Source organism: Legionella pneumophila subsp. pascullei (genome assembly GCF_900637585.1).
GTDB lineage: Bacteria > Pseudomonadota > Gammaproteobacteria > Legionellales > Legionellaceae > Legionella > Legionella pascullei.
The window spans coordinates 509,249-535,288 of the sequence record NZ_LR134380.1 but is presented as its reverse complement, the minus strand read 5'-3'; the positions used below and the strand labels follow the sequence as shown (position 1 = coordinate 535,288).

The window sequence follows — 26,040 nt, the reverse complement described above, 5'->3', positions numbered from 1 at the left end:
TTAATCAACATAACAAGATTGATAATTTATAGTCACTTCACTCAATGATTTCTTAACATCATCCAGATTATAGCCTAAATCTTTGGCAGCACTCAGCATACCACAGCCACCCTCATCAAATGTTGAATAAGGTGTCCAATAATCCATATTGGCTTTCACCATGACATCAAAAGCCATACGAAGGTTCCAGTTAGGTTGATTGGCTAATATGTAGAATAAATGGTTATACACTCCACTGGAGTAGTGAACATCTAACCCACCATAATAATCATCAGCTACATCAATAGACATACCATCACGGCTTGGTTTATCCATATAACGCAATGCCTCATAACCACTGTCTTCTTTCATTATTTCCGGGCCAATTTGCCAGCTGTTTTTTCCAACTGAATAATATTCAGCGGCTTGGGCAGCCATATCTGAAAACGATTCATTCATACCACCAGACTGACCGAAATATTCAAGTCCAGAATGTTGTTCAGTGAACCCATGACTGACTTCGTGACCACCTACACCTAGAGAAACCAAAGGATACATCATGGTGTCACCATCACCAAAGGTCATTTGTTTGCCGTCCCAGTAGGCATTTTCATAGCCTTGACCATAATGCACTCGCATAACTAATTGCATTGGCGATCCATCTGATTTGGTTAAAGCTTCCACACCATACCAATCATGGTACATGTGTTTAATGACATAACCAGCATACAATGCATCATTGGTAGGCGAAGCGGCTCCATTATCTCTATCATAACCATCAGCCGAATATCCGGTATAATAAGTTTTAGTAGATTGAGTATCGGGAGTCTCTTTACAAGTAAATTGCATAGGTTTGTTATTTGAATAGTACTTATGTCCCATGTCTACTACTTTAACATCGGTATTTTCCATAAAGCACATTTCAACACTGGAATCACGTGTGATTTCTAATAATGGCAAGTCCTTGCCAAATTGATATTCACCAATTTTACGATTTCCACCGAATCCCATCCCTTTTGCTTGAGCTTTTTCAGTTTTTACATCATCCCATTGGACAAAAGGTTTATTGGTTTCTGCATCAATAATTGCTGTTGGTCGCTCAGGAATTCTATCATCATGGATAACTAAAACGCTGACTTTGTAAGCCCAATGAGCTTGATGTTTTTCATCAATATAAATCATTGGAGTTACTTGATCTTCACTGACTTGTTTATTCGCGTATTTATCCTTAAATTGTTGTAATGCCAAAGAAGCATTTTTCACAAATGAAGGTTTAGGTTGACCTAATTCTGCTTGCAACCCATCATAAATCACGCCATTCATTTTCACATCAGATTTCGCTGTCACTAGACTAGGAGTGGCATTCTTACTGTGCAGGATGGCGTAACCACCAAAAACTGGAAACCCAGCGTACTGTTGCTGCATACGAACATGCGTCACTTTATTCCCATCAGTATGCTGTCTTATAAACTGCAAACTATTCGTTGAAACTACAGCACCTTTCATAACACCAGGCAAAGTCAACTGAAATTTTTGTGTGACTTCAGAAAAAGATGACTTTTGTAAAGGGATTGGATCGGCTGCCTTTACAGGTGAGGCAATCCCTAATGCTATAGCTACAGCTAAAGGTGACAAATAATAATTTGGGTGCATTGATTCTAACTCCTTAAACTAAATTCTCATACAGCAACTCTTCCTGGAGTGCCCAGGTTTGTTATATTCCCCTATAATTTTTCAGTTAATTTTTTAGCGTTAACTAATACTCAACTGCAAAATTAAGGATGATCCAAATTAGGACAATACTTAAGATAATAAAAAAGTATTTTCCTTTTTTAATTCAACTATTTGGATAGTATCCTAATATTTCTAGGCATATAACCAACTACCATTTTCAAAATGCAAGAACTCTTTTCCAAACTTTTCCAAACTAGCACAAATTTATTATTTTTGAAAATACTAATTTTGCTCCAATGCAAAACTTGAGTTTATTCGACATTCTGAAAAAGCCACAGACTGATGGACTTGGGCTTTCTAAATAATTTCCAAAAAAAAAATTGACCTAAGTGGCGTAATTTTAATCTAATTAAATAATAAAGCAATTGTTTTTAAACCTGAAAGGTCATTAATTGTTCTTGTTGTTTAAAACATAGTGGCTCTTAAATGACATTTGAACCAGGTAACAGCAAGTAGTGAAAAATAATGCGCTGGACTATCTTTTAACTCACTTCCATTCTGATTAATGCTTGTTCTGGAGTCACCTTATCCCCTTTTTGACACAATACCTCTGTAACCACTCCATTCACAGGTGCTTTTATTTCTGTCTCCATTTTCATCGCTTCAATAACCAGCATAACCTGCCCGGCCTTTACTTCATCCCCAGCAGAAACATGAACTGCAATAATAGAACCGGGGATGGCTACAGTAATATCCCCTGGTCCTATTTTGTTATTAACTGAGGAATGCTCTATTTTGTCATGAAGCTCGGAGCGTTGTACAACGACTTCTTCAGGAACACCATCAACCCACAAGAAACAGGATTGATGACCATGCTCAGCCATTCCATAACCGGCTACTTTTACATGATAACTTTCACCATGAAGAATAATGTCAAACTCAGACATGGCAGAATTATCTGGTTCACTTGATTGAGCCAATAAAGGCTCCGGGATTAATTGATTATTTTTACGCTGTTCTAAAAATTGACGTCCAATTTCAGGAAACATCGCATAAAGAAGAACGTCTTCATCACTTAGAGCCAAATCACTGATTTCATTTTGCAATTGCTCTAATTCATTAGGTAATAAATCAGCAGGCCTTACTTCAATCACTTCTGTTCGCCCAATCGCTTTTTTCCTTAAAGTAGGACTAATTTTGCCTGAAGGAGTACCATATTTTCCCTGGCAGTAGAGTTTCACTTCATTGGTTATTGTTTTATACCGTTCTCCTGTTAGAACATTAATAACAGCTTGGGTTCCAACAACTTGAGATGTGGGTGTAACCAAAGGTGGATAACCTAAGTCCTTACGGACACGAGGGATTTCCTTGTGAACCGCATCCATCTTGCCTAGCGCACTCTGTTCCTTTAACTGATTATATAGATTTGAGATCATGCCACCTGGCACCTGGTACAATTGAATGCGAGGATCAATATTCTGTGCCTCGCTTTCAAATTGAGAATATTTCTTGCGAACCGATTTAAAATAATCATCTATTTCTAATAAAATATTTAAATCCAATTCCGTGTCAAACTTTGTGTTTGTCAATGCGGCGACCAAAGCTTCTGTAGGCGGATGAGATGCCCCGCCGGAAAAGGATGAAATCGCTGTATCAATATGATTACAACCGGCTAGAACTGCTTCATAATGGCATATACTTGCCAAACCAGAAGTAGAATGACTATGTAAATGAACAGGTAATCCAGTGGCTTGTTTTAAACCGGTATATAATTTGACAGTCACCTCTGGGGTTAGCAAGCCTGCCATATCTTTTATAGCGATACTATCACATCCCATTGCGGCCAATTTTTTCCCTAGCTCCAAAAAATTGTCCAAAGTATGAACCGGGCTGGTCGTGTAACAAATCGCTCCCTGAGCGTGCTTTTTATGTGATTTAATAGCGTCTATGGCGACTTTAAGGTTTCGCGCATCGTTTAAAGCATCAAACACTCGAAATACATCCACTCCATTATTTACCGCCAATTTAACAAATGCCTGGACTACATCATCCGCATAATTCCTATAACCTAACAAGTTTTGACCTCTTAACAGCATGGAGAGTTGAGTGTTTGGTAACGCCTGACGAAGTTGACGTAATCTTGACCAGGGATCTTCCTTTAAAAATCGCAAACAGGCATCGAAAGTGGCACCTCCCCAGACTTCCATAGCCCAAAATCCAACTTCATCCATTTTATTACAGATTGGCAACATATCTTCAGTACGCATTCTTGTCGCGATTAAACATTGATGAGCATCACGCAAAGTGACATCCGTTATAAACGTTTTAGACATAAGCTCTTCCTGGCTCAAGAAATAAATAACAATAGCATAATCCTAAAATCAGGACACCCTTGAAGCAGAACCTATTGCTTTTCACTAAATATAAAATTTCTTGCTAAACTTGCCGAGATCTTGCCGATATCCTCGCAGATATATGGACATGTTCATAAAGTTCAGGCAAAATCTGCAAATCTCAGACTATACTGGTATGTAATGAAAAAAATTCTAGTATTACATGGCCCCAATTTAAACCTTTTAGGTTCCCGAGAACCATCCGTTTATGGCCATACTTCGCTAACTCAAATCAATGGTGATTTAATCCAGGAAGCTGACAATGCAGGAATTCAACTCACCTGCTTTCAAAGCAATGCTGAAGCAGAGTTAATTCAAGCCGTCCATCAGGCTGGAATTGATAAAATCAATTACATTATCATAAATCCTGCAGCATTTACGCATACAAGCATCGCACTTAGAGATGCTTTAAGTGCGGTTGCTATCCCATTTATTGAGGTTCATTTAAGTAACATTTTTTCCCGTGAAACTTTTCGCCACCATTCCTATTTCTCAGATATAGCCGTTGGTGTCATTAGCGGTTTGGGGGCGCAAGGGTATTCACTGGCCTTACAAGCAATTATCAAAGAATTACAGTAGAGAGAAAGAACAAATGGATATCAGAAAAATCAGAAAACTCATCGAGCTCTTAGAAGAAACTGGCATTTCAGAGATTGAAATCAAAGAAGGAGAAGAGTCATTAAGACTAAGTCGGCATAGTAATATAGCAACAGAAGCAGCTCCGCAAATTCATTATGTGGCTCCTCCCGCTGCAAAACAAACTGCCCCCATTTCTTCCTCCAATAATTCTGCTGCAGAACCTCATGTGGTTGAAAATAAACAAGTTACTTCAACCTCCTCAGGCCATAAAATTCGCTCACCAATGGTTGGTACGATGTACACCGCACCATCGCCAGACAGCCCACCTTTTGTGACAGTGGGACAATCTGTTAAAGCAGGAGATACTCTATGCATCATTGAAGCAATGAAAATGTTCAATGAAATTGAAGCGGATCGTGCTGGGAAAATTGTTGAAATCTTGGTAAAAAACGGGGATCCCGTTGAATATGACCAGGCCTTGTTTATTATAGAATAGAGAGGTCTGTTTATGCTCAGTAAAATAGTTATTGCTAATAGAGGCGAAATTGCGCTTCGTATATTGCGGGCTTGTAAAGAACTTGGCATTCAGACTGTTGCTGTTCACTCTGATGTAGACAAAGATTTATTGCACGTTCGCCTGGCTGATGAAACAGTATGCATAGGCCCTGCGCCTGCCCAAAAAAGCTATCTCAATATCCCCGCAATTATATCTGCAGCAGAAATTACGGATGCCGTGGCAATACATCCAGGTTATGGATTTTTATCAGAAAATGCCGATTTTGCAGATATTGTTGAGCAAAGTGGTTTTCGTTTTATTGGTCCACGAGGTGACTCCATCCGTCTTATGGGAGATAAAGTTTCTGCCATTGCCGCAATGAAGGCGGCAGGAGTACCCTGTGTTCCCGGTTCAGACGGTCCTTTAGGAGATGACGATAACAAAAACCTGGAGTTGGCGCGAAAAATTGGCTATCCCATCATTATCAAAGCAGCAGGCGGCGGTGGCGGACGTGGCATGAGAGTCGTGCATAGCGAATCCAATTTACTTAGTGCTATTGCGTTAACCCGAAGTGAAGCAAAAGCCGCGTTCAATAACCCGATAGTTTACATGGAAAAATTTCTGGAAAACCCTCGCCATGTTGAATTCCAGGTCCTTGGCGATGGAAAAGGACATGCCATTCATTTGGGTGAACGTGATTGCTCAATGCAAAGACGACATCAAAAAGTCGTCGAAGAAGCCCCGGCTCCAGGAATCACTCCTGAATTAAGAGAGGAAATTGGTGCTTCAGTGATTAAAGCCTGTAAGGAGTTACAATACCGAGGTGCTGGAACCTTTGAGTTTTTATTTCAAGATGGTTGTTTTTATTTCATCGAAATGAATACACGAATTCAGGTTGAGCATCCAGTAACTGAAATGATCACTGGTATTGATTTAATTAAAGAACAAATCAAAATTGCCAGCGATATTCCACTGACTTTAACCCAAAAAGATATTAAATTACGTGGCCATGCTATTGAATGTCGAATCAATGCAGAAGATCCCAGGAATTTTATGCCTTCCCCTGGAACCATAAAATTACTTCACCAACCAGGAGGTCCAGGCATTCGTTTTGATTCCCACATCTACAGCAGCTATGTTGTTCCGCCTAATTACGATTCCATGATAGGAAAATTGATAAGTTATGGGGCAACAAGAGCAGAAGCCATTGCCAGAATGCGTAATGCTCTTGATGAAATCATTATTGATGGCATTAAGACCAATATTGAATTACACCAACGTATTCTTCATGACAAATCTTTTATAGAAGGTGGCACAAACATTCACTATCTAGAAAAAATGCTCAAGGATTCATAGCGTGTGGTTTCAACTGAAAATAGAACATTGTCCTAATGACAAGATTGAAGAAATAACCGAGGAACTCGAAGAATACGGTGCCTTGTCCATCATGCTTACGGACAAAAACGATAACCCCGTTCTTGAACCAGAGCCAGGGACAACGCCTTTATGGCCCGAAGTAATCATTCATGCCCTATTTGCCCAAGCAGAAGAAGTGCAATACACAAGAAAGCAATTGGTTGCTAAAAGACCTTCCTTGCATTGCAGTTTGGAAACACTCCCTGATAAAAATTGGGAAAGAGCCTGGATGGAAGATTTTAAACCTCATCGTTTTGGCAACCGTTTGTGGGTCTGCCCTACCTGGCTAACGCCCCCTGAACCTGATGCAGTAAATTTAATGTTAGATCCTGGCTTAGCGTTTGGTACAGGCACACATGCGACAACCTCTCTGTGCTTAACCTGGCTGGAGCAGGCCGACTTAAAAAATAAATCAATAATAGATTATGGTTGCGGATCAGGGATACTTTCCCTCGCAGCAATCAAGTTAGGAGCGAAACATGTCTATGCGGTTGACATAGATAATCAAGCGTTACAAGCCACTCAAAATAATGCGCATGTCAACCATATAAAAGAGAACCAGCTTTCTATCAGCTCCCCCGAAGCATTACAAAATCCGGTGAATTTAATTATCGCAAACATTTTGTTAGCCCCGTTAATCAGCTTAAAGGAACGTTTTCATCAATTGCTCCCATCAGGTGCGCATTTAGTAACATCAGGGATCCTGGAAGAACAGGCCCCTTTACTGATTGAAGCTTATGATTCCGCATTCACTCATATTTCAACTGAATATTATGAGGGATGGGCATTGTTGGTTTTTACCAGCAAATAATAACGATATCACTAAGGTATATGTAAATGGCGAAAAAACAAATTTACTCTTCTTTCAAGCCACGTCGAGCCCTGCTGAGTGTTTCTGATAAAAGAGGAATAAAAGAACTCGGTCAAGCCTTACATGACCATGGAGTGGAATTGATAGCCACAGGTAACACAGCTGCGATGTTAAGAGAACATCAACTACCAGTTACCGATGTCAGCGATTGCACTGGGTTTCCCGAAATAATGGATGGAAGAGTCAAAACACTTCATCCAGCTATTCATGCCGGTTTATTAGCCCGTGGAGAACAAGACAGCCCTGTTTTAAAACAACATGGAATAAAACCTATTGATTTACTTATTGTCAATTTATATCCCTTTGAACAAGTCATTAACCACCCGGACTGTGATTTTAATAAGGCCATTGAGAACATTGATATTGGTGGACCAACGATGGTAAGGGCAGCAGCTAAAAATCATGCTCATGCTTATGTCATCGTTGATCCTAATGATTACCCAAAATTGATTCATTATTTACAAGATGAGAAAGCACCTTCGCATTGGAGTTTTACACTAGCTAAAAAAGCATTTGCCCATACTGCAGCCTACGATGCCGCAATTGCAAATTATTTAACTACTTTGGATAATGATTATGTACCAACTGGATTTCCCAATGTACTAACCTGCCAATTTAATAAAATTACCGAACTTCGTTACGGTGAAAATCCTCATCAACAAGCTATTTTTTACGCTGATAAAAATTCACATCCAGGTTCTCTCGGTACAGCAACCTTATTACAGGGAAAACAGTTATCCTATAATAATATCCTTGATGCCGATGCTGCTCTCGACTGCGTTAAGTCATTTTCCAATGAAAAATCGGTTTGCGTCATTGTAAAGCATACCAACCCTTGTGGCATTGCGCTATCTGACACGTCACTTGATGCTTATCTAAAAGCCTTTCAAAGTGATCCGATATCCGCTTACGGAGGAATTATTGCTTTCAATGGGACTCTGGATAGCGATACCGCCAAAGCAATACTTGAAAAGCAATTTGTTGAAGTGATTATTGCGCCGGATGCCAATGAAGAAGCAAAAAAAATTCTGGCAGCTAAAGAGAATATTCGCGTTCTTCTAACCGGCTTTTGGCAACAAGGTACCCATTTTAGATTAAATATGAAAAAAGTCGATGGTGGTCTACTAGTACAAGAACATGATTCTCTTTCTCTGGAATCTTGTGAGCTGCAAACCGTTACCCAAATAAAACCCTCTGATCACCAACTACAAAATTTAATGTTCGCCTGGTTAGCAGCCAAGCATGTCAAATCCAATGCCATAGTATACGCTAAAGATTTGGCCACTATAGGAATTGGAGGAGGACAAACCAGTCGAGTAATGAGCGCTCGTATTGGTTTGTGGCAAGCAGAGCAAATGGGTTTTGATCCCAAAGGCTCTGTTATGGCATCAGACGCATTTATCCCCTTCCCTGATACGGTTGAAATAGCTGCGAAGGCTGGTATATCAGCAATTATTCAGCCAGGCGGTTCTATCAGAGATGAACAAATCATATCTTGCGCCGACCAACATAAAATGGCTATGATTTTTACAGGAATACGCCATTTTAAACATTAATGCAATCTCTGCTTGACTAACTTGAACAAAGAGCCGTATATAACGTATCATCTTCTTTTTAATTGAAGCTTTTTGATTAGAGTAAATGGACCTTTTCTTGTAGGATTTATGGATTTGATATTAGAACAAGGACAAGTGTTTCTAGAAGCAGATTTTACCTATAGAATAAATGAGAGTTTTAGGAATACTTACTAATCAACTGGCAATCACGCAAAAGACAAAAATGATACTAAAGGTCTAATGCGTAAATAAATTCATGGAGTAATATCATGACAACTGAGCAATACCCGTCCTCACTTGTCAATCGTCTTGCAATCACAGAGCCTGCGCTGGTTCCAAGTGGATATTATCGCTCTAAATTATTTATTGCCCCATTTTCTACAAATATTTTAGTGGCAGCAGCCGGGCCATTACTGTCTTTATTGGAAAGGCTTTGTTTAAGTCCTTCTTTGCCTCCTGTAGAAGATATAAGAGAAAATATACAGCATGAATTACGCGCCTTTCATAGCAAATTAGACGCCTCTAAATATCCGTTGGATATTATTAGCATTGCTCAATACCTATTATCAGCAACCATTGATGAAATATTAGGTAAAAGTTATCTAAGAGTTTATAACCTGACGACAGAATTTAAATCATTCACTCCTTTATCAAGTGATGGGGCACAGCCTCAACAGCGTTTTTTTGAGATACTGAACTACATTAAAGAGAGACCTAACCAATTTCTCGATTTAATTGAATTAACCTATTTCTGCCTAATTGCCGGGTTTGAAGGTGAATACCATCTGAAAGCAGACGGACGACAATCTCTTGATAATACTATTGAAGATTTGTATCAAATCATTCAAAAATACCGTTTTAATAAACCACATCGCTTGTTTAATGAGAATCCTCTTCCCAAAACTATTAAAAAAAATTATAAAGCAACATGGATAACAACTATTGGTGCTGCAGGTATTGTAATTCTAGCTTTCGTTACTAGCCATGTTTTATTAGAAAACAAAGCGAAAACCGTTTTATTTGGACATACCCAACTTGCTATGCTGGAAAACTAATGGACAATTCATTACGCGCATTATGTGATGCTATAAAAAAAATTCTCTCTCAATTAAAACCACAAGTTAATCAATTATCTTTTATTATCATCACCGGAAAAAATGCCCAAGGCAAATCGGCACTGTTAAAACAAAGTAATATGGAAGAAATGCCTGTGTTCAGCGAAGAGCATGCCAAACTGTATTTTAATCAAAAAGGAATCATAGTAGAACTTGGTGAAAATTGGCTTACTAATAGCAAAACATTATTGCTCACTACACTTAAACAATTAAATAAATGCAATCGTCATCTCAAAATTACAGGTTTGATTTTATGCGTGGATGTCAATGATTTACTGATAGCGGAACCAGCACAATTCACTGAACAAAAAAAATCTCATTTGCAACTTCTTCAACGGTTAGGCGTTAATCTGGGATATCAGGCTGAATTAGCTTTAATATTCACCAAGATGGATACCCTGGCTGGTTTTTCTGAATTTTATCAAATGGATCATGTCAATGATCTGTCCAAACCACTTGGTTTTTCTCTCGATTGTGTAAACCAACCAAGTAAAAAAATTGAAACGTATTCCCTTCAATTCAATCAATTAATTGAAGCTTTGGGACAGCAAGTTATCAATAAAATGCACCCGGTACGCTCTACTATCAAACGCAGTTTGATCCGCGAGTTTCCTATGCAATTAGCCAGTTTGAGAGCTCCCATTCAATCATTAATTCAGGGAATTTCGCCAAAATTATTCCATGTCCACTCCATTTTTTTCACGAGTGCTCAGCAAGGCGGAGTTAGTATAGACAGACTCAACAAGAAAATTCAGCATGAATACGCTTTGGTTGTTCAGGATACTTTCCCACAAGCAACCAATTTCAGATCCTATTTTGTTGAAGGCGCTTTGAAAACAATCCAGGAGCAATGTGTCCAGATACCACAGGTAACAAAATTTTCTCAAAGGCCATTTATTGCTGTTGCAGTAAGTTTAGCAGGGCTTAGTTTATTAACCCTAAGTTATAATCACTACAAAACATCTCACATCCTTGATGAAGCCAGCAAAGAATTGCTTGCTTATGAAGCTCTGAATAATCAGGGGACTAGCGGTGCACAGGCGTTGTATCATTTATCGCAAGCCGCAAATAAAATGAATCACATTACATCAAACTCCATATCGCTCCCTACTGTGCACCAATTAAAATTAAATCTTCAGAACAATACCCAAAATCGTTTACAAGGTGAGTTTCTTCCCTCTTTAGCCAATGAGTTAGAACAAGTCATCACAAATCCTGGCAACACCCCTATCACTCGTTATAAAGCTTTAAAAATTTATTTAATGTTAGGACAAGCAAAATATTTTTCAGCACAACCCATACTGGATTGGTTTCAACAACAATGGAAGGGACATGCATCAGGAACCATCCAAAAACAATTGGCTCTTTTAAAACAAACCCTAAACAATCCTCCCCAAAACATACCCATCAAATCACAAGTAATCAGTGATGCAAGGAATTATCTTAACGCACTTCCAACAAGTTATTTATATTACTCCATTGCCAAAGAATATTTCCCTCAGGAAAAACAAAAGATAGTGATTGAAGGGTTTACTTTACCCACGGATGAAGTACCAACCTATTTTACTAAAACCGGGTTTACAAAAACCATTAACGATTTACCTAAAATTACTAACACTCTTCAATCAGAAAACTGGGTACTTGCGAGACAGGATTTGTCTCAATTACACAATATGCTTATTCAGGCCTATTGCTTTGATTACGTCACTTGGTGGCAAACTTTCATGAAGAAATCCCAACCATTACGTTATCAGGATTATCAGCAAGGTCGTCAATTAACAAAACTAATACAACAATCCAATTCGTTTTATAAGTTTGCAAATCTTATTCAGCAGGAAACGAAACCGGATTTAACTGAAGGCATATCCACCTTTAACCAATTCATTGCCAATCAATTTACTGATTTAAATTTAACAACTTTATCCAGCATAAAGGAATTGGATTTAAGAATTTCTGAATTAGAACGATTTATTGCAACTTTATCTGTTGTAAATGATGGAGGTAAAACAGCATTTACCATTACACGCTCGCGCTTTATCAATGATAATTCCTCTGACCCTGTCAGTTTGCTTTATAGCCAGGCACGACAATTACCTGAACCATTGAGTTCATGGACAAGGCAAATAGCTGGTGATGCTTGGGTTATACTGATTAGAGATAGTCGTCAATTCATTAATAATCAATGGCAAAAAACCGTTTATAGAGAGTTCCAAAATTCTATTGCTAAGCGCTATCCTTTTGATTCGTCACAAACTGCAGAAATAGATATTGCAGATTTTAATCGCTTTTTCTCAACTCATGGCTTATTGAACACGTACTCCGAACAATACATTAAACCATTTCTTGATACTTCATCTCCAGAATGGAAGCCCAAAGCTGTCAATGATTTTATCTTACCTATTTCAAATGAAGTGATTGATGAATTAATCCGCGCCAATATCATTACTAATATGTTTTTTCCTGATCACAGTGATGAAAGTAAAATTGATTTTAGCTTGCAAAAGATCTCTCTGGATCCCGTAGTTTCTAATCTAGTCCTTGAAATTGGCGGGACCAAATTAATGGATAACCAAACAAGTGATTCATTAATTCGTTTCACTTGGCCCCAGAACAACGCTAAACTGGCTCTTGATTCTATTGAAGGGAATCATTACGAGCTTACAGAACATGGAACCTGGGCAATATTTAAATTACTTGAAAAAGTTAATGTTCTTGTGGATGAGCAAGATAGTTCCAGCCTACAAATACTTTTTGAGGTGAACAGCAACTCCGGCCGGTATTTGTTAAAAACAAACAACCAAATTAACCCTTTTACTCCAGGAATTCTAAATGGGTTTACTTTGAACGATCATATTGCATAATTATGAAGCAAAACACCAAGCACAGTATTATTGCTGGATTATATGGAAATGCTTTGGAGTGGTATGATTTTTTACTCTATGCCAGTTTTGCTCCTGTCTTTGCTGAAATCTTTTTCCCTTCAAAAATCCATTTTGTTTCTCTTATAGCAACATTTAGCTTGTTTGCTATAGGGTTCATTATGCGCCCAATTGGGGGGCTTTTGCTTGGACACTATGCTGATCATGTTGGAAGGCGGAAAGCACTGATACTGTCTATGTCAGTAATGACCATTTCTACCGCATTAATTGCGGTATTACCTGATTTTAATTCTTGGGGAATTATCGCCCCCATTTTATTTTCTGTTTTACGACTTATTCAGGGGCTTGCAGTAGGAGGCGAACTTCCTGGTTCGACCACCTACTTGATTGAGCATATGTTTCAAAATAGGCGAGGACTTGCTGGAAGCCTGGTGTTAAGTAGCGCTTTTTTAGGTATTTTTATAGGGGCGCTTACAGCATCAATATTCAGCACATTATTTACAGGTGATTCTCTATTAAATTGGGGATGGCGGTATGCGTATCTGTTAGGAGGGATTTTAGGGATTTTGGGCATTTATTTGCGTATTAAAAGCTTTGAATCACCCACCTTTCTTAAGGATAAACATACCACCAAACTTCCTGCAAAAGTGGTATTCACGCAATTTAAACAGCAATTGTTTTTATCTGTAATAATTACAAGCATTCTTGCCATGGCTAATTATGTACTTATCGCCTATGTCACAACCTTTTTAGTAAAATCTGAGTATTTTCTCTTAAAAGATGCATTATTAATCAATTTAATTGCGCTTGCTCTTTTGACAGTTTTAATACCACTGATGGGATTTCTTTCTGATGCAGTAGGACGTAAGCCTATTTTTTTAATCGGTTTATTTTCTCTTAGCATACTAATCTTCCCATTTTTTTGGCTCTTATTAAGTGGTAGTTGGTGGATAGCATTGTGCTGCGAATTATTACTAGCGCTAGTTTTAGCCCCAATTAATGCGACAGTACCCACTATTATTGCAGAAATGTTTCCAACCAGTGTACGAGCAAGTGGAATTTCCATATCCTATAACATTGGCCAGGCTTTGTTTGGCGGGACTATGCCTTTGGTAGCTTTTACATTGATTGAATTAAGTAACAATAAAATGGCTCCAGCCTGGTACCTATTCCTGTGGATTCTTATCGTTATACCAATAACTATTTCTATTCGTGAAAGTTATCAAAAAGAACTTATTTAAGACATTAGATTGATATAAATCGCTAGAATCTCTCTCAATTGAATAAGCAAGAATACAATTTAATCGAGATCAATTAAGCAGGAAATATCCAAGCATTAGTACCCAGAAAATAAGGGCATTGTGACATACTAATAAAAATCTTACCCGCTTCAACCCACTTTTGCAGGCAAGCTTTTCACATTGGGATCTTTTGAATAAGCCTCAAGAATATCATTCACCAATTGGTTAATCATCCCCTCTCTCTCATCGTCCTCAATTAATCCAACTTTTTGTTTCATACTTGCGAGGCGAGCCTCCAATTCTTTAGTTACCGTACCATTTGGAAACAGTGCGGCTAAAAGCCGTCGAGCCTCGCTTGGTCCCAGATGCCTATACAAAAGATTCCTTACTGTGGCATCTTCTGCAGTAGTACTAAAGGCCCATAGTTCGACCGGCCCCAATGTTAAGGTCAGTAATTGTACGTTGATTCCTGTTTTAGTAGCAAATTGAGCAAGGAAAGTAGCTCCACCCTGTCTAGGACCATGAACTCGAGTACGTAAAGCGATCTTGGCTGTTTCAGAAAGTCCAAAAATTTGGCTGGTTTTCTCAACTGCCTGAGATGGCCCTGCGTCCATAACATAAATAGCGGTAGCAAAATCAATCATTACCGGATCAAAATCATCCACTGCTTGTGATAATAAAGAAATTTGCACTTTCCATTTTCGCCCTTCACGCATGTCAATAATAACTTGCTCACGAACAGCAGACGATTTTGCCGTGCGGTGGAATTCATCATAAACAATACGCTTATGATCTTCTCGAATCTCTAATACTCTCTGTTTGTGATACTCTTTATATTGTTCTGGTACATTATTCAAGCTTTCTTCTGTTAAATAATAGTGTCTTGCCAATACATATCTGGCTAACATATACATCACTGCTGTTTGTCTATCAGCCGCATCACCACCGCTTTTCGCTACTTCATCCAAATCAAGAGATACTACTCTTGCGTCACCAATATCAAAACTAGTAACCCGTGATAAAATAGGATATTCACGAACAGCCGATGAAATCATTCTTGAAAAAGCATTAATTAGTGATTCACCTGTTGGAGCCGTAATCTTTTCATACAAATCCTCAATTGAGGGTGTTCTGCAGATAGAAGCAGCGTCCGCTAACAATGGCATTGCATATCGTTGCGCCAGCATTGCTTCATGGACAAAACCTGCTGAATAGAGCGCGTCAGTAACTTCCCACCAAGTGGATTTGGCATCTCGCACAAAACCTATTTCCTCCAGAATGCTATCGATAAATTCCTCTATTCCTGGAGCATAAGGAGTCGGGTTAAATTCATCTGCCAAACTTTTATACAATTCATCCACCACCATACCAGCCAAATCGGCCATTCCGTCATATGGCTTTGCAGCACCTAATGGTGTAGTTAGCAAGGTCATGAAATTGACCAGGAATGACCGCTCCAAAGCAGTTGGATAACGGCAGCCCAATTGGGTATCAAACGGATTAATGGAATAATCTGGAGTCATCCTTAATCTATGATAAGCGACCAAATGACGCTTGGATGCAGGGAGAGCCTCTTTTAGCAATGAAATCAAACCACTACTTGAGGGACCTATGTCAATAATTGCTATGCGCGGCAAACGCATTAAACCACCTGACAGACAAAGCGCTAAATTCAGTGCATTTGACAACACAGATTTACCAGAACCAGGGCGAGCGTAAACCAGATCAATCCAGGTAGTTTGTTCCGTTGAGCCTGGTTGAAACGGCCATGGTTTACCATCTGGTGTTCTAAAAAGCAGAGCTCCTGTTTTCCAGGGAGATGCTGGTCTTGTAATAGGCAGCATTGAGATAACATCTGATAAAGGAGCTACGGATGCCACAGCTGAACTGTTCAAAGTAGTAGCTAGCATGCTTGACACAAAGCCTGCAAACGGATCCCCGCAAATCTCTGATACATCAGTAGAACCCCATCCTTCAATAGCCTTTACTAACTCAGAACTTCTTCGTCTCAATAAAGGTATATTGCCTTCAGGGGCCCAAGTTGTTGCAACGACACGTAGCCTGACAATAGCCTCATCCGTATTGAGTTGTATATATTTCAACAGATTGACCGAGTCACTAATTAAACGGTTCTGTGCAGAGCTAAAGCTTAATATAGCGGCCAATAGCCCCTTCAATTTAATTGTGCTTAATCCTTCGCTTTCCAGTAAGAAAGAAATTTTCCATGGCACATGTGAGGGAAGAATACGAGAAAACAAACTAATAAACGGTCTTACGTCCTTGGGGAACAAATCAATATAGGTTGAAGCATAAATTTTATCACCTACTCGGACAGTGCGTAAATCAATAATCTCTGCATCTCTAGGTAAAACCTGCTTGGATAACGGCGGCCATAATAAATCAGAAGGATCTCCCTCAAAATTATTGAGTTCGCGAACAGAGATTTTGTCTCCAGGTAAAGTTGCTCGCCAGTCATCTGCAGTATAATCAGGATCACCTGTCATACGTATGGCGTGTACAGCATCATGTACCTCGAGCAGCTTAGCTATCACATTAAGGGCATCCAAATCATTAAGAATTGCGCGCACATAAGCATCATGCGTATCTCTTATTTCCGGAACGGCCGCAAAAATCGTTTGTGAGTTTTTAAAGGGTGGAGCCTTTGTATCCTTGATCATCTTCATTTTTGCTTTGTTTGCAGCTTTTAACTGGTCACTCGCTAAATTAAATGGTCTCGTATATAAAACAAAATAAACACGCTCCTCTGCACAATATTGCGATAAATAATTGACCCGCTCTTCAAATAAATCTCTTAAATTAAGTTCAAGACGGTTTGCTGTTGCTTCCGCAGGATCATAAATATCCTTGATCATTTTTACTATGTTTTGCTTATCATGACTGAAATAAACTTGTAGTGCATGGCCAGGCCGGCCCATAGCGGCTTGAAATGAGTTAGCTAAGCCCTCAACCAGTCGTTCAAATTCTTCTGGGCCTGCCAATCCAGTAATCCCTTCAATTTTTAATATCGACAGCAATGAGCCATCATGATTAACTAATACAGTAGGGCTATCTGCTGTCTCCAAATCAATATAGGACTCTGTAGTTTGCTTTAAAGAAGTACTTAACCAGGCAAAGAAAGTATCGACGCCTTCAAAAAACGATTCTGACCAATTTGCCATCCTTTGTCCTCAATTATTAATAGTACTTTTACTGTTTAATCTGCAATTTCTTCTAAAGCACTGGCAGCCCATTTCTCTATCTGTTTCCTGAATTTTGCTCTGGAAGGTAATAGCCTTATATTTTTAAACAGTTTTTGTCTTATTTCTTCGCTATTCACACCAGAATCAATCATTAATTGTCCAAATATTGCGGGGTCACTTGTACCCTCACCAAATTTTTCTTCGACAATTTGTGAACGAAACTTAAAACTTCTATATATATTCTGTGCACTGGATTTATATCCAGTATCATTGGTAATTGCACAAAAAAGAACGTGGCATAAGCTATTCAGCTCAGCCTGGGTTAATTCTGGCAGGTAGATCAAAGTACCTCCACCATAACCACCAACTCCTACTGACTCAACAAAAAAGCATTGCGCACAAAAGCAACAGGCTGTAACTAAATTTGATAACCTATTGTTTGTATAATCGCCATCCAGATTCACGATGTCTTGGTATAAACGCGCTTGAAACCCGCAGAATTGGCAAGTAAACCTATCTCGCTGAAAGATTTTTTGCTCATAGGATTTAAATCGCTCATCAATTTTTCTGGCTGAATATAAACGCCAGGAACCTGGTGAGGCAATTAGTTTTAGCTCACATCGTTGCTGATTATCCGCCATATTTTTGGTTCACATTTAGTCAATTTTCAAAAAATTATGTGTTGTATCTTTAACTACTGCTGCAGTCAGCTTAAGAATACTTGACCATATTAATAGAGACAATCATTTAAACTTACTATTTAACACAATAAAAAGTCTATAAATTAAATTGGGTAAAGCGGTATTATCTTTACCCAAATAATATAAATAATCTCTCTGATTAATTAGTCTTATATATTGTTCCAGTAGGTCCAGCTGTTTTACCACCACTACCACCGAACATGGTTACGCCTGCTACTCCCAAAATAGAAGGAAGGAACAATAATGCAGCAGCAATAAATATCAAGGCAATTGGTGTTCCAATTGGAATTTGAGTAGGATTATCCTTATGCTGCTTAAATTTCATAATCGCACCAATCGAAAAACCCAAGCCAGCCAAATAAGAACCCGCTGTAATCAATTTAGTAAGACTTGTAAATGAACCCGTAATTTGTGATGCCATTTTACCTAGCGATACACCTGCAGCAGCATCCTGACATATTAGGGTCAATAAAGCCAAACAAACTGCACTTACAAGCCAGTGTTTATAACCTGATTTATGGATAACCTTAATGTTCACAATTCTCTCCTATTTTTGAATTATTTAAGTACCATATAAAGTATTGTTAATCATATCAATCGTACCAACAATATTTATTGCCAATATCCCACCAAATACATGAATCAAACCTTTACCTGTACCTCCTGGAGGTTGCCCCTGCGACGCGGAACGCGCAATTAATACCCACCCTCTTACAAATGCAATTAAACCAATAACCCGGATAATCATCACCAAAGGTCTTCCTACAAGACTGCCACTACCAAATAAGGCAGTGATAGTATCACTTCCACTACTCACACCTCCTGAATAGGCCAGTGGACTACTATAACCAAATGTTGTTTGCAGTACGGATGAGACCAGTGATGGGAAATAGATAAGCAATGCACCTACCAATAAATACATCACTGGTTCTTTGATGCTCGTATTACTCGACATCATCGTTCTGGCTTCTCCATAAACCTTTAAGCTATAAATTGCCTTAAATATAAAAGCACACCCAATCAAATAAGCGCCTCCAGTAATCAGCCTTTGAACAGGCTCCAACTGATTAGCAACATTAGCTAATATGTTAGCTTGACTCACTATCCAGCATGATACTGTGCCGCCAGTACAAGTCGGATCAGCCATATACGCCTCAACTATCTTCTTGACTAAACTTAATCACTTGTCCAGAACTTGTTAAAATACGACCTTGTAAAGAATCAATTAATTTAACTATTCCATATCCGGGAATTTTTGATCCCTCTCTAACAGTAAGTGTAGAACCATTTGAGCCAATTAGCCAAGCCCGACCTGGAATTACTGCTTGTATATAATAAATAACTCTTGCTGCAACTGTGGGTCGAGATATTTTTACAACTTTCTTAGGTGTTGTGCGTACCATTAAGACATTAATAACTTCTGATTGTCTTGCTATTTGATTTGACATATTACCAATAATTTGATTCAGATTTACAATTTGAGCGTTTAAATTTTTAATGTTATTGTTGACTGCATTGATTTGTTCACTAAGTGCAGTGACCTCAGAACGAAGACTCTGTTGTGTCATTTCTATTGCTGAAACTTTTTTCTTTAGATCCGAGTCATCCTCAACAATAGTAGTAGGTTGAACTTGTTGTATGGGAGTTGTTGTTGGTATTGTTTGTACAGGCTGGGGCGTTGCTACCTGCGTCACTGGGGGAATAGCCGGTTGTGAGGTTACTTGTTTGGATTTATCAGAGAAAAACATCCAACCAATAATTTTATACATAACCATTATAAAAATAACCACCCCAATAGCAATGAGAGCGTTTCGTTTAATATCCTTTTTCTTTGTCAATCCTTCTTTTCCCGATTGAAACGAAGCTTGTGAGTCGAGATCCGATTCACCCGCCTGATCCATATCGTATGAATCAAGTTCTGCAAATTTATATTCATCATTATTTTGATCGTGCTCTGCCATCATTATCCGCCATCAAATTAAATTGTTGTAACATCCTGGGTAAATAAAATACCCAAACCTGTACCAGAATAAACTTCCACAGTTGTTGGTGTATTAAACAATTGTTGCGCCTGTTGACTCCATGCCTTTCCAACGGTAGCCAATCCTATAACTGCATTTTCCAATGTTGAGCGACCAACACCATTGGCTACAGTAATATTATTGCCACCACCAGTACCACCAATGGTGATTGTTGTGTTTGCTGACTGGAAGGCATTTCCAAATCCTTGTAAGAAGGATGAAGCAAATAAAGAACCATACCGCATTAAATAGTGATGATTGGTTCTACTGGATAAGGCTGTTCTTGCTGTATTTGGATCAATTGCATAAGCTGAGATTGATATAGTTTTATCTGCTCCTGGAATTGACATTGTATTAAAAGTAATCACCATCTTGTCCGCATTAGACGGTAAGTTAAAGCTTCCTATTAATTTTGAGCCTTTTAGCTTGCCAGTAACAATAGTTGCCAATATTGGGCCAGGTTCATCACTATTTACAGAGGTATCAAGAACCGCAAACATAATATCACCTGTTTTGATAATAGCCTGATTCTGAGCACCACTTGCGCCTTGCTCTACTGGCTGATTATTTGCACCTGTGCCTGTTCCTGGAACCGAGCTTTCACCACCGGAGGTCTTTGTTTCTTCTGTACCTTCTGTATACACCTGGGTTTCAACTTGCTTCCAGTCTTGAACCAACTGAGTCGCTGCCGTGAGCATGTCAGAAGTTCTTTGTTGAATTTCTTGCTGATATTTTTGTTCAGCCAATTGCTCATTTTGCTTTTGCAAAATAGCCTGAAGTTGCTCAGCACTAGAAGCCGCATCGCTGGTTGTGGCCCTTGGAGTTGCACCAGGAATTGAGGGAATTCCTGTAATGCTTGAGTCGAGTTGTTGTAAATCAGGACCTTGTAATCCCGCAACAGCTGACTCTTGTGGAGAAAAACCAGCATTTCTCAGTTCAGCTGAGGTATATCCTGCTTTTTTTAGCTCGTCGGCAGAATATCCAGCATTCTTTAATTCTGAGGCACTAAACCCTGCGTTTTTCAAATCCGAGGCACTAAAACCAGCATCTTTCAATTCTTTTGCGCTAAATCCGGCTGCTTTTAATTCTGCAGCAGAAAAACCAGCATCTTTCAATTCTTTTGCGTCAAATCCTGCTGCTTTTAACTCTGCGGCAGAAAAACCAGCATCTTTTAGATCTTTTGCAGAAAACCCAGCGGCCTTGAGCTGTGCTGCTGTAAATCCAGCTGCTTTTAATTCTGCAGCAGAAAAACCAGCGTCTTTTAGATCTTTTGCGCTAAAACCAGCATCTTTTAATTCCTGAGCGGAGAATCCCGCATCACGCAATTCCTTTGCTGTAAAACCGGCGTCTTTTAAGTCTTTAGCACTAAAACCGGCCGCTTTTAACTCAGCTGCAGTAAACCCGGCATCTTTCAGCTCTTTTGCAGTATAGCCTGCTGCTTTCAATGCGGCTGCAGAACATCCTAATGTTTGCTTTATTGTCAAAGCACTAACACCGGCTGCCCTCGCTTTTTTTAATGACTCCACACTACAATCTGCAACACGCCCATCTGCAATAATGGATGCAGGATTTAGCCCAGCATCTTCTAACTGCTTTGGTGTAAATCCTGCTGCTAGTAATTCTTGAGGTGTAAATCCTGCATCAAGCAAGGATTGTGCATCATACCCTGCATCTTTTAATGCTTGCGCACTGCACCCATTGAGTTCTTTAATACGTTTGGCAGATACACCTGCAGATAATAATTTTTTCAATTTCTCAGGATCGCAGCCAGCAGCCTTTATGTCCGCATCACTCACAGGAGTCGCTGCGCTGATTTGAGCTGGAGTAAATCCTGCGTTCGCCAAATCCGCATCAGTAAATCCGGCAGCTTTCAGGGCTTGTGCGCTACATCCTGCGTATTGTCTGATTAAGGCAGCACTAACCCCTGCTTCCCTTTCCTTTTTCAAAGCCTCCACATCACAACCGGCATTCTTAACATCTTGTGGAGTAATTCCAGGAGGAAGCTCTGCCTGAGCAGCCTTAATTTGAGCAGCAGAAAAGCCTGCTTTAGCAAGATCGGCCGGTGTAAATCCTGCATTTAGCAAATCCCTTGCAGTAAATCCAGCATCTTTTAATTCCGCAGCAGAAAAGCCCGCCCGTTTTAAGTCCGCAGCACTGAAACCGGCATCCTTTAACTCTTTAGCAGTATAACCTGCTGCTTTCAACTGCTCTGCGGTACAGCCACTTATTTTTCTAATCGCCGATGCACTAACCCCTGCCTGACGTAACTTGGTCAATGCAGCAACTCCACATCCCGCTTTGCGTACATCATCCGCAGTTATACCATCTGGTAAGCCACTTGCTTTCGCAATTTCAGCATCAGAGAACCCTGCTCCTTTTAATTCTCCATCTGAAAAACCTCCATCCTTCATTTCTTGGGCTGTAAAGCCTGCATTGCGTAATTCACAAGCATCAAACCCACAATTTCTTAGTCGACCTGCACTATAACCTGCCTCCTTCAACTGCCTCGCATTATAACCAGCAGCTTTTAACTCTTTACATTCACAGACCTGCTCTAATTCTTGCAAACCGTACCCACTATCTTTTAACTGCACACAACTACAAGCAGCTTTCAAATCAGTTAATTGAGCTCCCTGATTCACCACTTTTGTAATTACAGATTTGCTACAACCACCATCCTGTAACTGTTGTATCCATAAACTTCGCTGAGGGCCACCTAACTCTTCTTGTGCCAAAGCAGCAAAACCTACTCCACTTTGGGAGCCAATAACACCAACTCCTTCTCCCAATGCTTGAGTACGGATAATTGTTGGAATTGCGCTCCCGCCTGTTTTTTCTGCAATTTCTGCTTGGGTTACATTTTGTTCTTCTTGCAATTTGGCATATTGAGCAGTTGGATCCAAAACTCCTGGAATAGATTGAATTCCTCCCGGCACAGTAGAAACTTCAGCTGCAGCAATAGAACCGGTAGTAGCGCTTCTTATTTTAAAAAAACCTATTACTACCGCGATAATTAATAAAGTTGCTGTAAAAATGATAATCACTCGAGTCCGAGTATTGGAAAACAGTGATTTTAGATTTTCTTTTTTGCTCGCCATTTGCTTATAACCCTTCTACCTTGAGTTGCATGACTTTTCCATGCCAAGACACTAATAAAACCGGAGACTTTTGCATTTCGTAAGCATGCGTTCCATCTGCGCTAGTCATACTGGCTAACCAGCCCGGCGACAATATAGTGAGATTCGTTCTGACATACATTTTTTCATTAGATAACCAGGCTCGAGCATCTCCGCCACTAACCACCAGACGCCTACTTCCAGGTGGAGGAACACCTTCTAACACATGAAGAAGTAAATCATTGGCTGATGGAGGGATGCCTTCTTCGGTTGGCATACTTTTAGCGTTGGGGCCATAACCTTGAACTCGCAAATCTACTCGATAATCCACCGCTTTCTGTCCGGGTATAAGAGTAAGCATTACAGGAGTATTTAATCCTCTTAACCTTACTGCCAAATTACCATAGTTATATAGCTTCGTAGCTTGAATCATTAAAGTATTGCTGGTTTTATCCCATTGAATATTAAATGAAGAAGGATCTCCCAAATCATATGCAGCAATAGGCCAGGGAGCTCCTGTTGAATCCAGGAACACTAAAGAAGACACAAAACCTTGTGATAATCTTATTACTGGTGGTGTTGAGCCTGGAGACAAATTAACAAATTGTGATGTCGCAGTAGGTTTAGGTGGAGTGCCTGGCGTTGCAGCTTTCGCATACTCAGAAGTTTCATAGATCTGTTTTAATCGGACCACTTGCTCAGGATTTAAAGGATATAAATTACGTGTCATATCCTTAAAGGCCTTTTTATCAATAACCTCGGCATCATCTTGACTAATTATCTGACCCTCACCGCCCGCATTTGCTGTTTGATTTGCGGCAGGAGTATTAGTTTGCCCAGCTTGATTAGACTGTTGTGTTCCATCAGAAGCAGCATTATCACCCCCATCACCGGTTCCTAACTGTACATCAGGAGCAGGGTTTTGTGATAATTTCTGCTGTAGCATACGCAGTTGCTGCAGCGCTTGCTGAGCATCATCTGATTGATCAGCTGCATAGACACTGCATGACATACTGAATGTCAAACTAATCACCAAACAATATTTACATAATTGATAATGTTTCTTCATCACTAGGATACCCCACCGCTGGCAGGTCCAACAACAAATTGTGAAATACCTATTCCTCTAGGTGAATTCAACGTTGAAACTCTGGTTATCAGCATCGTTACTACGTTATTTTGTTGTGTAAATTCACTGGCGCTTTGATAGGTCACTAATATTGGCATCTGTACTCTCCAGGAATACCTACCATTGAGCACTCCTTTTTGCAAAATGATAGGAGCTCGAGTTGCTACCGCTGAAACAACCAACTTTTTCGCTTTAACCGCATCAAGGTTATTGGATTGCTCTAATGCACCTAAAAATTGATCCCAACCTTCCGCCGTAAAAAAGCCGGAGGAAGCCTGTAACTCATCGCGATAATTTACGAAATTATACGTAAATGCTGCAATTGCTGCCTGATTGGCCCACTGCAGTACAGCTGAGTCCGATTGGTTTGGTTCATCCAAAGGAAATAAAGGGGTAATACGCCCGTTAATACTTGTTGCAAAGTACTTTGGAGCGGGGGGATGAGTAATCATATAGACGACAAGTGACGCCAAGACCACATTTACCAGAATAGCAATCAATAACGCCAATATAACTTTGCGTTGGCTATCTTTATAAAACTTATTTCTTAAGGCAACTACAGTTAAGGCATCTTCAGCCATAATATCCTCTAAAATTATTGCGGTATAATCCTTTGTGAATCGTCATCTGGCGGATCCGGCGGGAGCAATGCCTGAGATGACATATTAGGAGTCGACATGGGCTTAAGCTGTATAGGAGGAGTTATGCCGCTGGTTGCATAAAAGTCTCGCTCAGGTTCATGCATATGAACATAATAAATCAACCCAGATAACCCACAATTCAATCCAAGAGAAAGAATTAGCAGTGTTAAGCCACGTCTGTAAATATGGACATTAAAATTCTTATTTCGTTTTATTAAAGCCCATGTTTCTCGACTCATTTTTACCTCAATTATGCCACAGCTCGCCTAAATGTAATCTCCACCCTGGCATTGGGTGATCTATCACCACCAAGAGTATAACTAGTTATAGGTTTATCACTACCTAACCCTTGTGTAAAGATGATTCTGCTATCAACCCCCTGAGACCATAGATATTCACTCACAACTCTTGATCTCGCCAACGTCAAAGCTCTCTCTCTTTTTACCGACACGTATTTACTACTGTAACTGGTTACCGTTATTGCAATTTTACGAAATTGTTTAAGAAACGTTGCGATCTCATTTAAAAGGCTATAGGAAGCCCAATGTAACCGAGGAGATTGATCAGCAAACAAAGCGCTTGCAGGTATACTAATTAAATAATTTTGACCTACTGATGCAACTTTAATCCCTTTTTTATTCAAATCAGTCATCATTTTTATTATTGTTGCATCACATGCGCCATCAACACGGCATGGTAATTTGGGTACTTCATTCTCAGGGATATAACCAGAACGATGACAAGCACTCAGAAATAATAAGAAAAATAATCCAGTTGTTTTAAACAATACATAGATGTAGTTAGTACGAAGTGATCTCACCTGTTATCCCCATCTTTGAAAATAGACTAATTGTGTTATCTATGTCTAACTATCTCAAACATTCCATTTGATAATAAAAACATACAAATCATTACGTTACAATGAATTTAATAAAATTACCATTTTTTTAAATAATTTATTTATTTAAGATGGGGTTGACTAATTAAGACAAATCAACATATGCCAAATTAGGCTGTGCATATATTGATAATT

20 protein-coding genes are annotated in these 26,040 nt (G+C 39.3%); 8 read left to right on the top strand and 12 right to left on the bottom strand.

Features of this window, described 5'->3' with window-relative positions; genetic code table 11:
• Both proA and oadA read right to left on the bottom strand, forming a co-directional pair.
• Positions 1–1,632, bottom strand: a complete 1,632-nt coding sequence (gene proA / locus EL201_RS02460; RefSeq protein WP_027223539.1) for a zinc metalloprotease ProA — start codon at positions 1,630–1,632, stop codon at positions 1–3.
• Between the two features lie 563 nt (positions 1,633–2,195).
• Positions 2,196–3,986, bottom strand: a complete 1,791-nt coding sequence (gene oadA, locus EL201_RS02455; RefSeq protein ID WP_027223538.1) for a sodium-extruding oxaloacetate decarboxylase subunit alpha — start codon at positions 3,984–3,986, stop codon at positions 2,196–2,198.
• Positions 3,987–4,187: 201 nt separating this feature from the next.
• On the opposite strand from oadA, the gene aroQ reads away from it, so the two are divergent.
• From aroQ to EL201_RS02410, 8 genes are all read left to right on the top strand, one after another.
• The gene (gene aroQ / locus EL201_RS02445; RefSeq protein WP_027223537.1) at positions 4,188–4,625 is read left to right on the top strand and encodes a type II 3-dehydroquinate dehydratase; all 438 of its coding nucleotides are present in this window, start codon (positions 4,188–4,190) and stop codon (positions 4,623–4,625) included.
• A 13-nt stretch (positions 4,626–4,638) separates the two neighbouring features.
• Positions 4,639–5,121: an acetyl-CoA carboxylase biotin carboxyl carrier protein gene (accB, locus tag EL201_RS02440; RefSeq protein ID WP_027223536.1), complete on the top strand. Its 483-nt coding sequence runs from the start codon at positions 4,639–4,641 to the stop codon at positions 5,119–5,121.
• A 12-nt stretch (positions 5,122–5,133) separates the two neighbouring features.
• A complete protein-coding gene (gene accC / locus EL201_RS02435) occupies positions 5,134–6,477 on the top strand; it encodes an acetyl-CoA carboxylase biotin carboxylase subunit (RefSeq protein ID WP_027223535.1) in 1,344 nt (447 codons plus the stop codon).
• Position 6,478: 1 nt separating this feature from the next.
• The gene (gene prmA, locus EL201_RS02430; protein ID WP_027223534.1) at positions 6,479–7,348 is read left to right on the top strand and encodes a 50S ribosomal protein L11 methyltransferase; all 870 of its coding nucleotides are present in this window, start codon (positions 6,479–6,481) and stop codon (positions 7,346–7,348) included.
• Between the two features lie 26 nt (positions 7,349–7,374).
• Entirely contained in the window at positions 7,375–8,964 is a 1,590-nt protein-coding gene (purH, locus tag EL201_RS02425) for a bifunctional phosphoribosylaminoimidazolecarboxamide formyltransferase/IMP cyclohydrolase (protein ID WP_027223533.1), read from the top strand.
• Between the two features lie 269 nt (positions 8,965–9,233).
• Positions 9,234–10,019 carry a type IVB secretion system protein IcmH/DotU gene (gene icmH / locus EL201_RS02420; protein ID WP_027223532.1) on the top strand — a complete coding sequence of 262 codons (786 nt, stop codon included), beginning with the start codon at positions 9,234–9,236 and terminating at the stop codon, positions 10,017–10,019.
• Positions 10,019–12,940 carry a type IVB secretion system protein IcmF gene (gene icmF / locus EL201_RS02415; protein WP_027223531.1) on the top strand — a complete coding sequence of 974 codons (2,922 nt, stop codon included), beginning with the start codon at positions 10,019–10,021 and terminating at the stop codon, positions 12,938–12,940. Before icmH ends, icmF begins: the two co-directional genes overlap by 1 nt.
• A 2-nt stretch (positions 12,941–12,942) precedes the next feature.
• A complete protein-coding gene (locus tag EL201_RS02410) occupies positions 12,943–14,199 on the top strand; it encodes an MFS transporter (protein ID WP_027223530.1) in 1,257 nt (418 codons plus the stop codon).
• A gap of 149 nt (positions 14,200–14,348) precedes the next feature.
• Here the strand turns inward: EL201_RS02410 and icmB are convergent, their stop codons facing one another.
• The 10 genes from icmB to icmN form a co-directional block, all read right to left on the bottom strand.
• Positions 14,349–17,378, bottom strand: a complete 3,030-nt coding sequence (icmB, locus tag EL201_RS02405; RefSeq protein ID WP_027223529.1) for a type IVB secretion system protein IcmB/DotO — start codon at positions 17,376–17,378, stop codon at positions 14,349–14,351.
• A 35-nt stretch (positions 17,379–17,413) separates the two neighbouring features.
• On the bottom strand, positions 17,414–18,040 hold the full coding sequence (gene icmJ / locus EL201_RS02400) for a type IVB secretion system protein IcmJDotN (protein ID WP_027223528.1): 627 nt from the start codon (positions 18,038–18,040) through the stop codon (positions 17,414–17,416).
• 199 nt (positions 18,041–18,239) lie between these two features.
• Positions 18,240–18,638, bottom strand: a complete 399-nt coding sequence (icmD, locus tag EL201_RS02395; protein ID WP_027223527.1) for a type IVB secretion system protein IcmD/DotP — start codon at positions 18,636–18,638, stop codon at positions 18,240–18,242.
• A 24-nt stretch (positions 18,639–18,662) separates the two neighbouring features.
• Positions 18,663–19,247 carry a type IVB secretion system protein IcmC/DotE gene (icmC, locus tag EL201_RS02390; RefSeq protein WP_027223526.1) on the bottom strand — a complete coding sequence of 195 codons (585 nt, stop codon included), beginning with the start codon at positions 19,245–19,247 and terminating at the stop codon, positions 18,663–18,665.
• Between the two features lie 7 nt (positions 19,248–19,254).
• Positions 19,255–20,064 carry a type IVB secretion system protein IcmG/DotF gene (gene icmG, locus EL201_RS02385; RefSeq protein ID WP_027223525.1) on the bottom strand — a complete coding sequence of 270 codons (810 nt, stop codon included), beginning with the start codon at positions 20,062–20,064 and terminating at the stop codon, positions 19,255–19,257.
• A gap of 14 nt (positions 20,065–20,078) precedes the next feature.
• A complete protein-coding gene (gene dotG / locus EL201_RS02380) occupies positions 20,079–23,219 on the bottom strand; it encodes a type IVB secretion system protein DotG/IcmE (protein WP_027223524.1) in 3,141 nt (1,046 codons plus the stop codon).
• A gap of 4 nt (positions 23,220–23,223) precedes the next feature.
• Positions 23,224–24,306 carry a type IVB secretion system protein IcmK/DotH gene (gene icmK / locus EL201_RS02375; RefSeq protein ID WP_027223523.1) on the bottom strand — a complete coding sequence of 361 codons (1,083 nt, stop codon included), beginning with the start codon at positions 24,304–24,306 and terminating at the stop codon, positions 23,224–23,226.
• A gap of 2 nt (positions 24,307–24,308) precedes the next feature.
• Entirely contained in the window at positions 24,309–24,947 is a 639-nt protein-coding gene (locus tag EL201_RS02370; protein ID WP_027223522.1) for a type IVB secretion system apparatus protein IcmL/DotI, read from the bottom strand.
• Between the two features lie 14 nt (positions 24,948–24,961).
• Positions 24,962–25,246: a type IVB secretion system protein IcmM/DotJ gene (gene icmM / locus EL201_RS02365; RefSeq protein WP_027223521.1), complete on the bottom strand. Its 285-nt coding sequence runs from the start codon at positions 25,244–25,246 to the stop codon at positions 24,962–24,964.
• A gap of 11 nt (positions 25,247–25,257) precedes the next feature.
• A complete protein-coding gene (gene icmN, locus EL201_RS02360; RefSeq protein ID WP_027223520.1) occupies positions 25,258–25,827 on the bottom strand; it encodes a type IVB secretion system protein IcmN/DotK in 570 nt (189 codons plus the stop codon).
• Between the last annotated feature and the right edge of the window lie 213 nt (positions 25,828–26,040).

Bases quoted from the DNA above. Each gene is read 5' to 3' on its own strand.
- icmC (WP_027223526.1), bottom strand. From the start codon at position 19,247: ATGGCTGATCCGACTTGTACTGGCGGCACAGTATCATGCTGGATAGTG.
- accC (WP_027223535.1), top strand. From the start codon at position 5,134: ATGCTCAGTAAAATAGTTATTGCTAATAGAGGCGAAATTGCGCTTCGT.
- EL201_RS02370 (WP_027223522.1), bottom strand. From the start codon at position 24,947: ATGGCTGAAGATGCCTTAACTGTAGTTGCCTTAAGAAATAAGTTTTAT.
- icmB (WP_027223529.1), bottom strand. From the start codon at position 17,378: ATGGCAAATTGGTCAGAATCGTTTTTTGAAGGCGTCGATACTTTCTTT.
- aroQ (WP_027223537.1), top strand. From the start codon at position 4,188: ATGAAAAAAATTCTAGTATTACATGGCCCCAATTTAAACCTTTTAGGT.
- accB (WP_027223536.1), top strand. From the start codon at position 4,639: ATGGATATCAGAAAAATCAGAAAACTCATCGAGCTCTTAGAAGAAACT.
- icmF (WP_027223531.1), top strand. From the start codon at position 10,019: ATGGACAATTCATTACGCGCATTATGTGATGCTATAAAAAAAATTCTC.
- EL201_RS02410 (WP_027223530.1), top strand. From the start codon at position 12,943: ATGAAGCAAAACACCAAGCACAGTATTATTGCTGGATTATATGGAAAT.
- icmK (WP_027223523.1), bottom strand. From the start codon at position 24,306: ATGAAGAAACATTATCAATTATGTAAATATTGTTTGGTGATTAGTTTG.
- icmG (WP_027223525.1), bottom strand. From the start codon at position 20,064: ATGATGGCAGAGCACGATCAAAATAATGATGAATATAAATTTGCAGAA.
- dotG (WP_027223524.1), bottom strand. From the start codon at position 23,219: ATGGCGAGCAAAAAAGAAAATCTAAAATCACTGTTTTCCAATACTCGG.
- icmJ (WP_027223528.1), bottom strand. From the start codon at position 18,040: ATGGCGGATAATCAGCAACGATGTGAGCTAAAACTAATTGCCTCACCA.
- proA (WP_027223539.1), bottom strand. From the start codon at position 1,632: ATGCACCCAAATTATTATTTGTCACCTTTAGCTGTAGCTATAGCATTA.
- icmH (WP_027223532.1), top strand. From the start codon at position 9,234: ATGACAACTGAGCAATACCCGTCCTCACTTGTCAATCGTCTTGCAATC.
- purH (WP_027223533.1), top strand. From the start codon at position 7,375: ATGGCGAAAAAACAAATTTACTCTTCTTTCAAGCCACGTCGAGCCCTG.
- oadA (WP_027223538.1), bottom strand. From the start codon at position 3,986: ATGTCTAAAACGTTTATAACGGATGTCACTTTGCGTGATGCTCATCAA.
- icmM (WP_027223521.1), bottom strand. From the start codon at position 25,246: ATGAGTCGAGAAACATGGGCTTTAATAAAACGAAATAAGAATTTTAAT.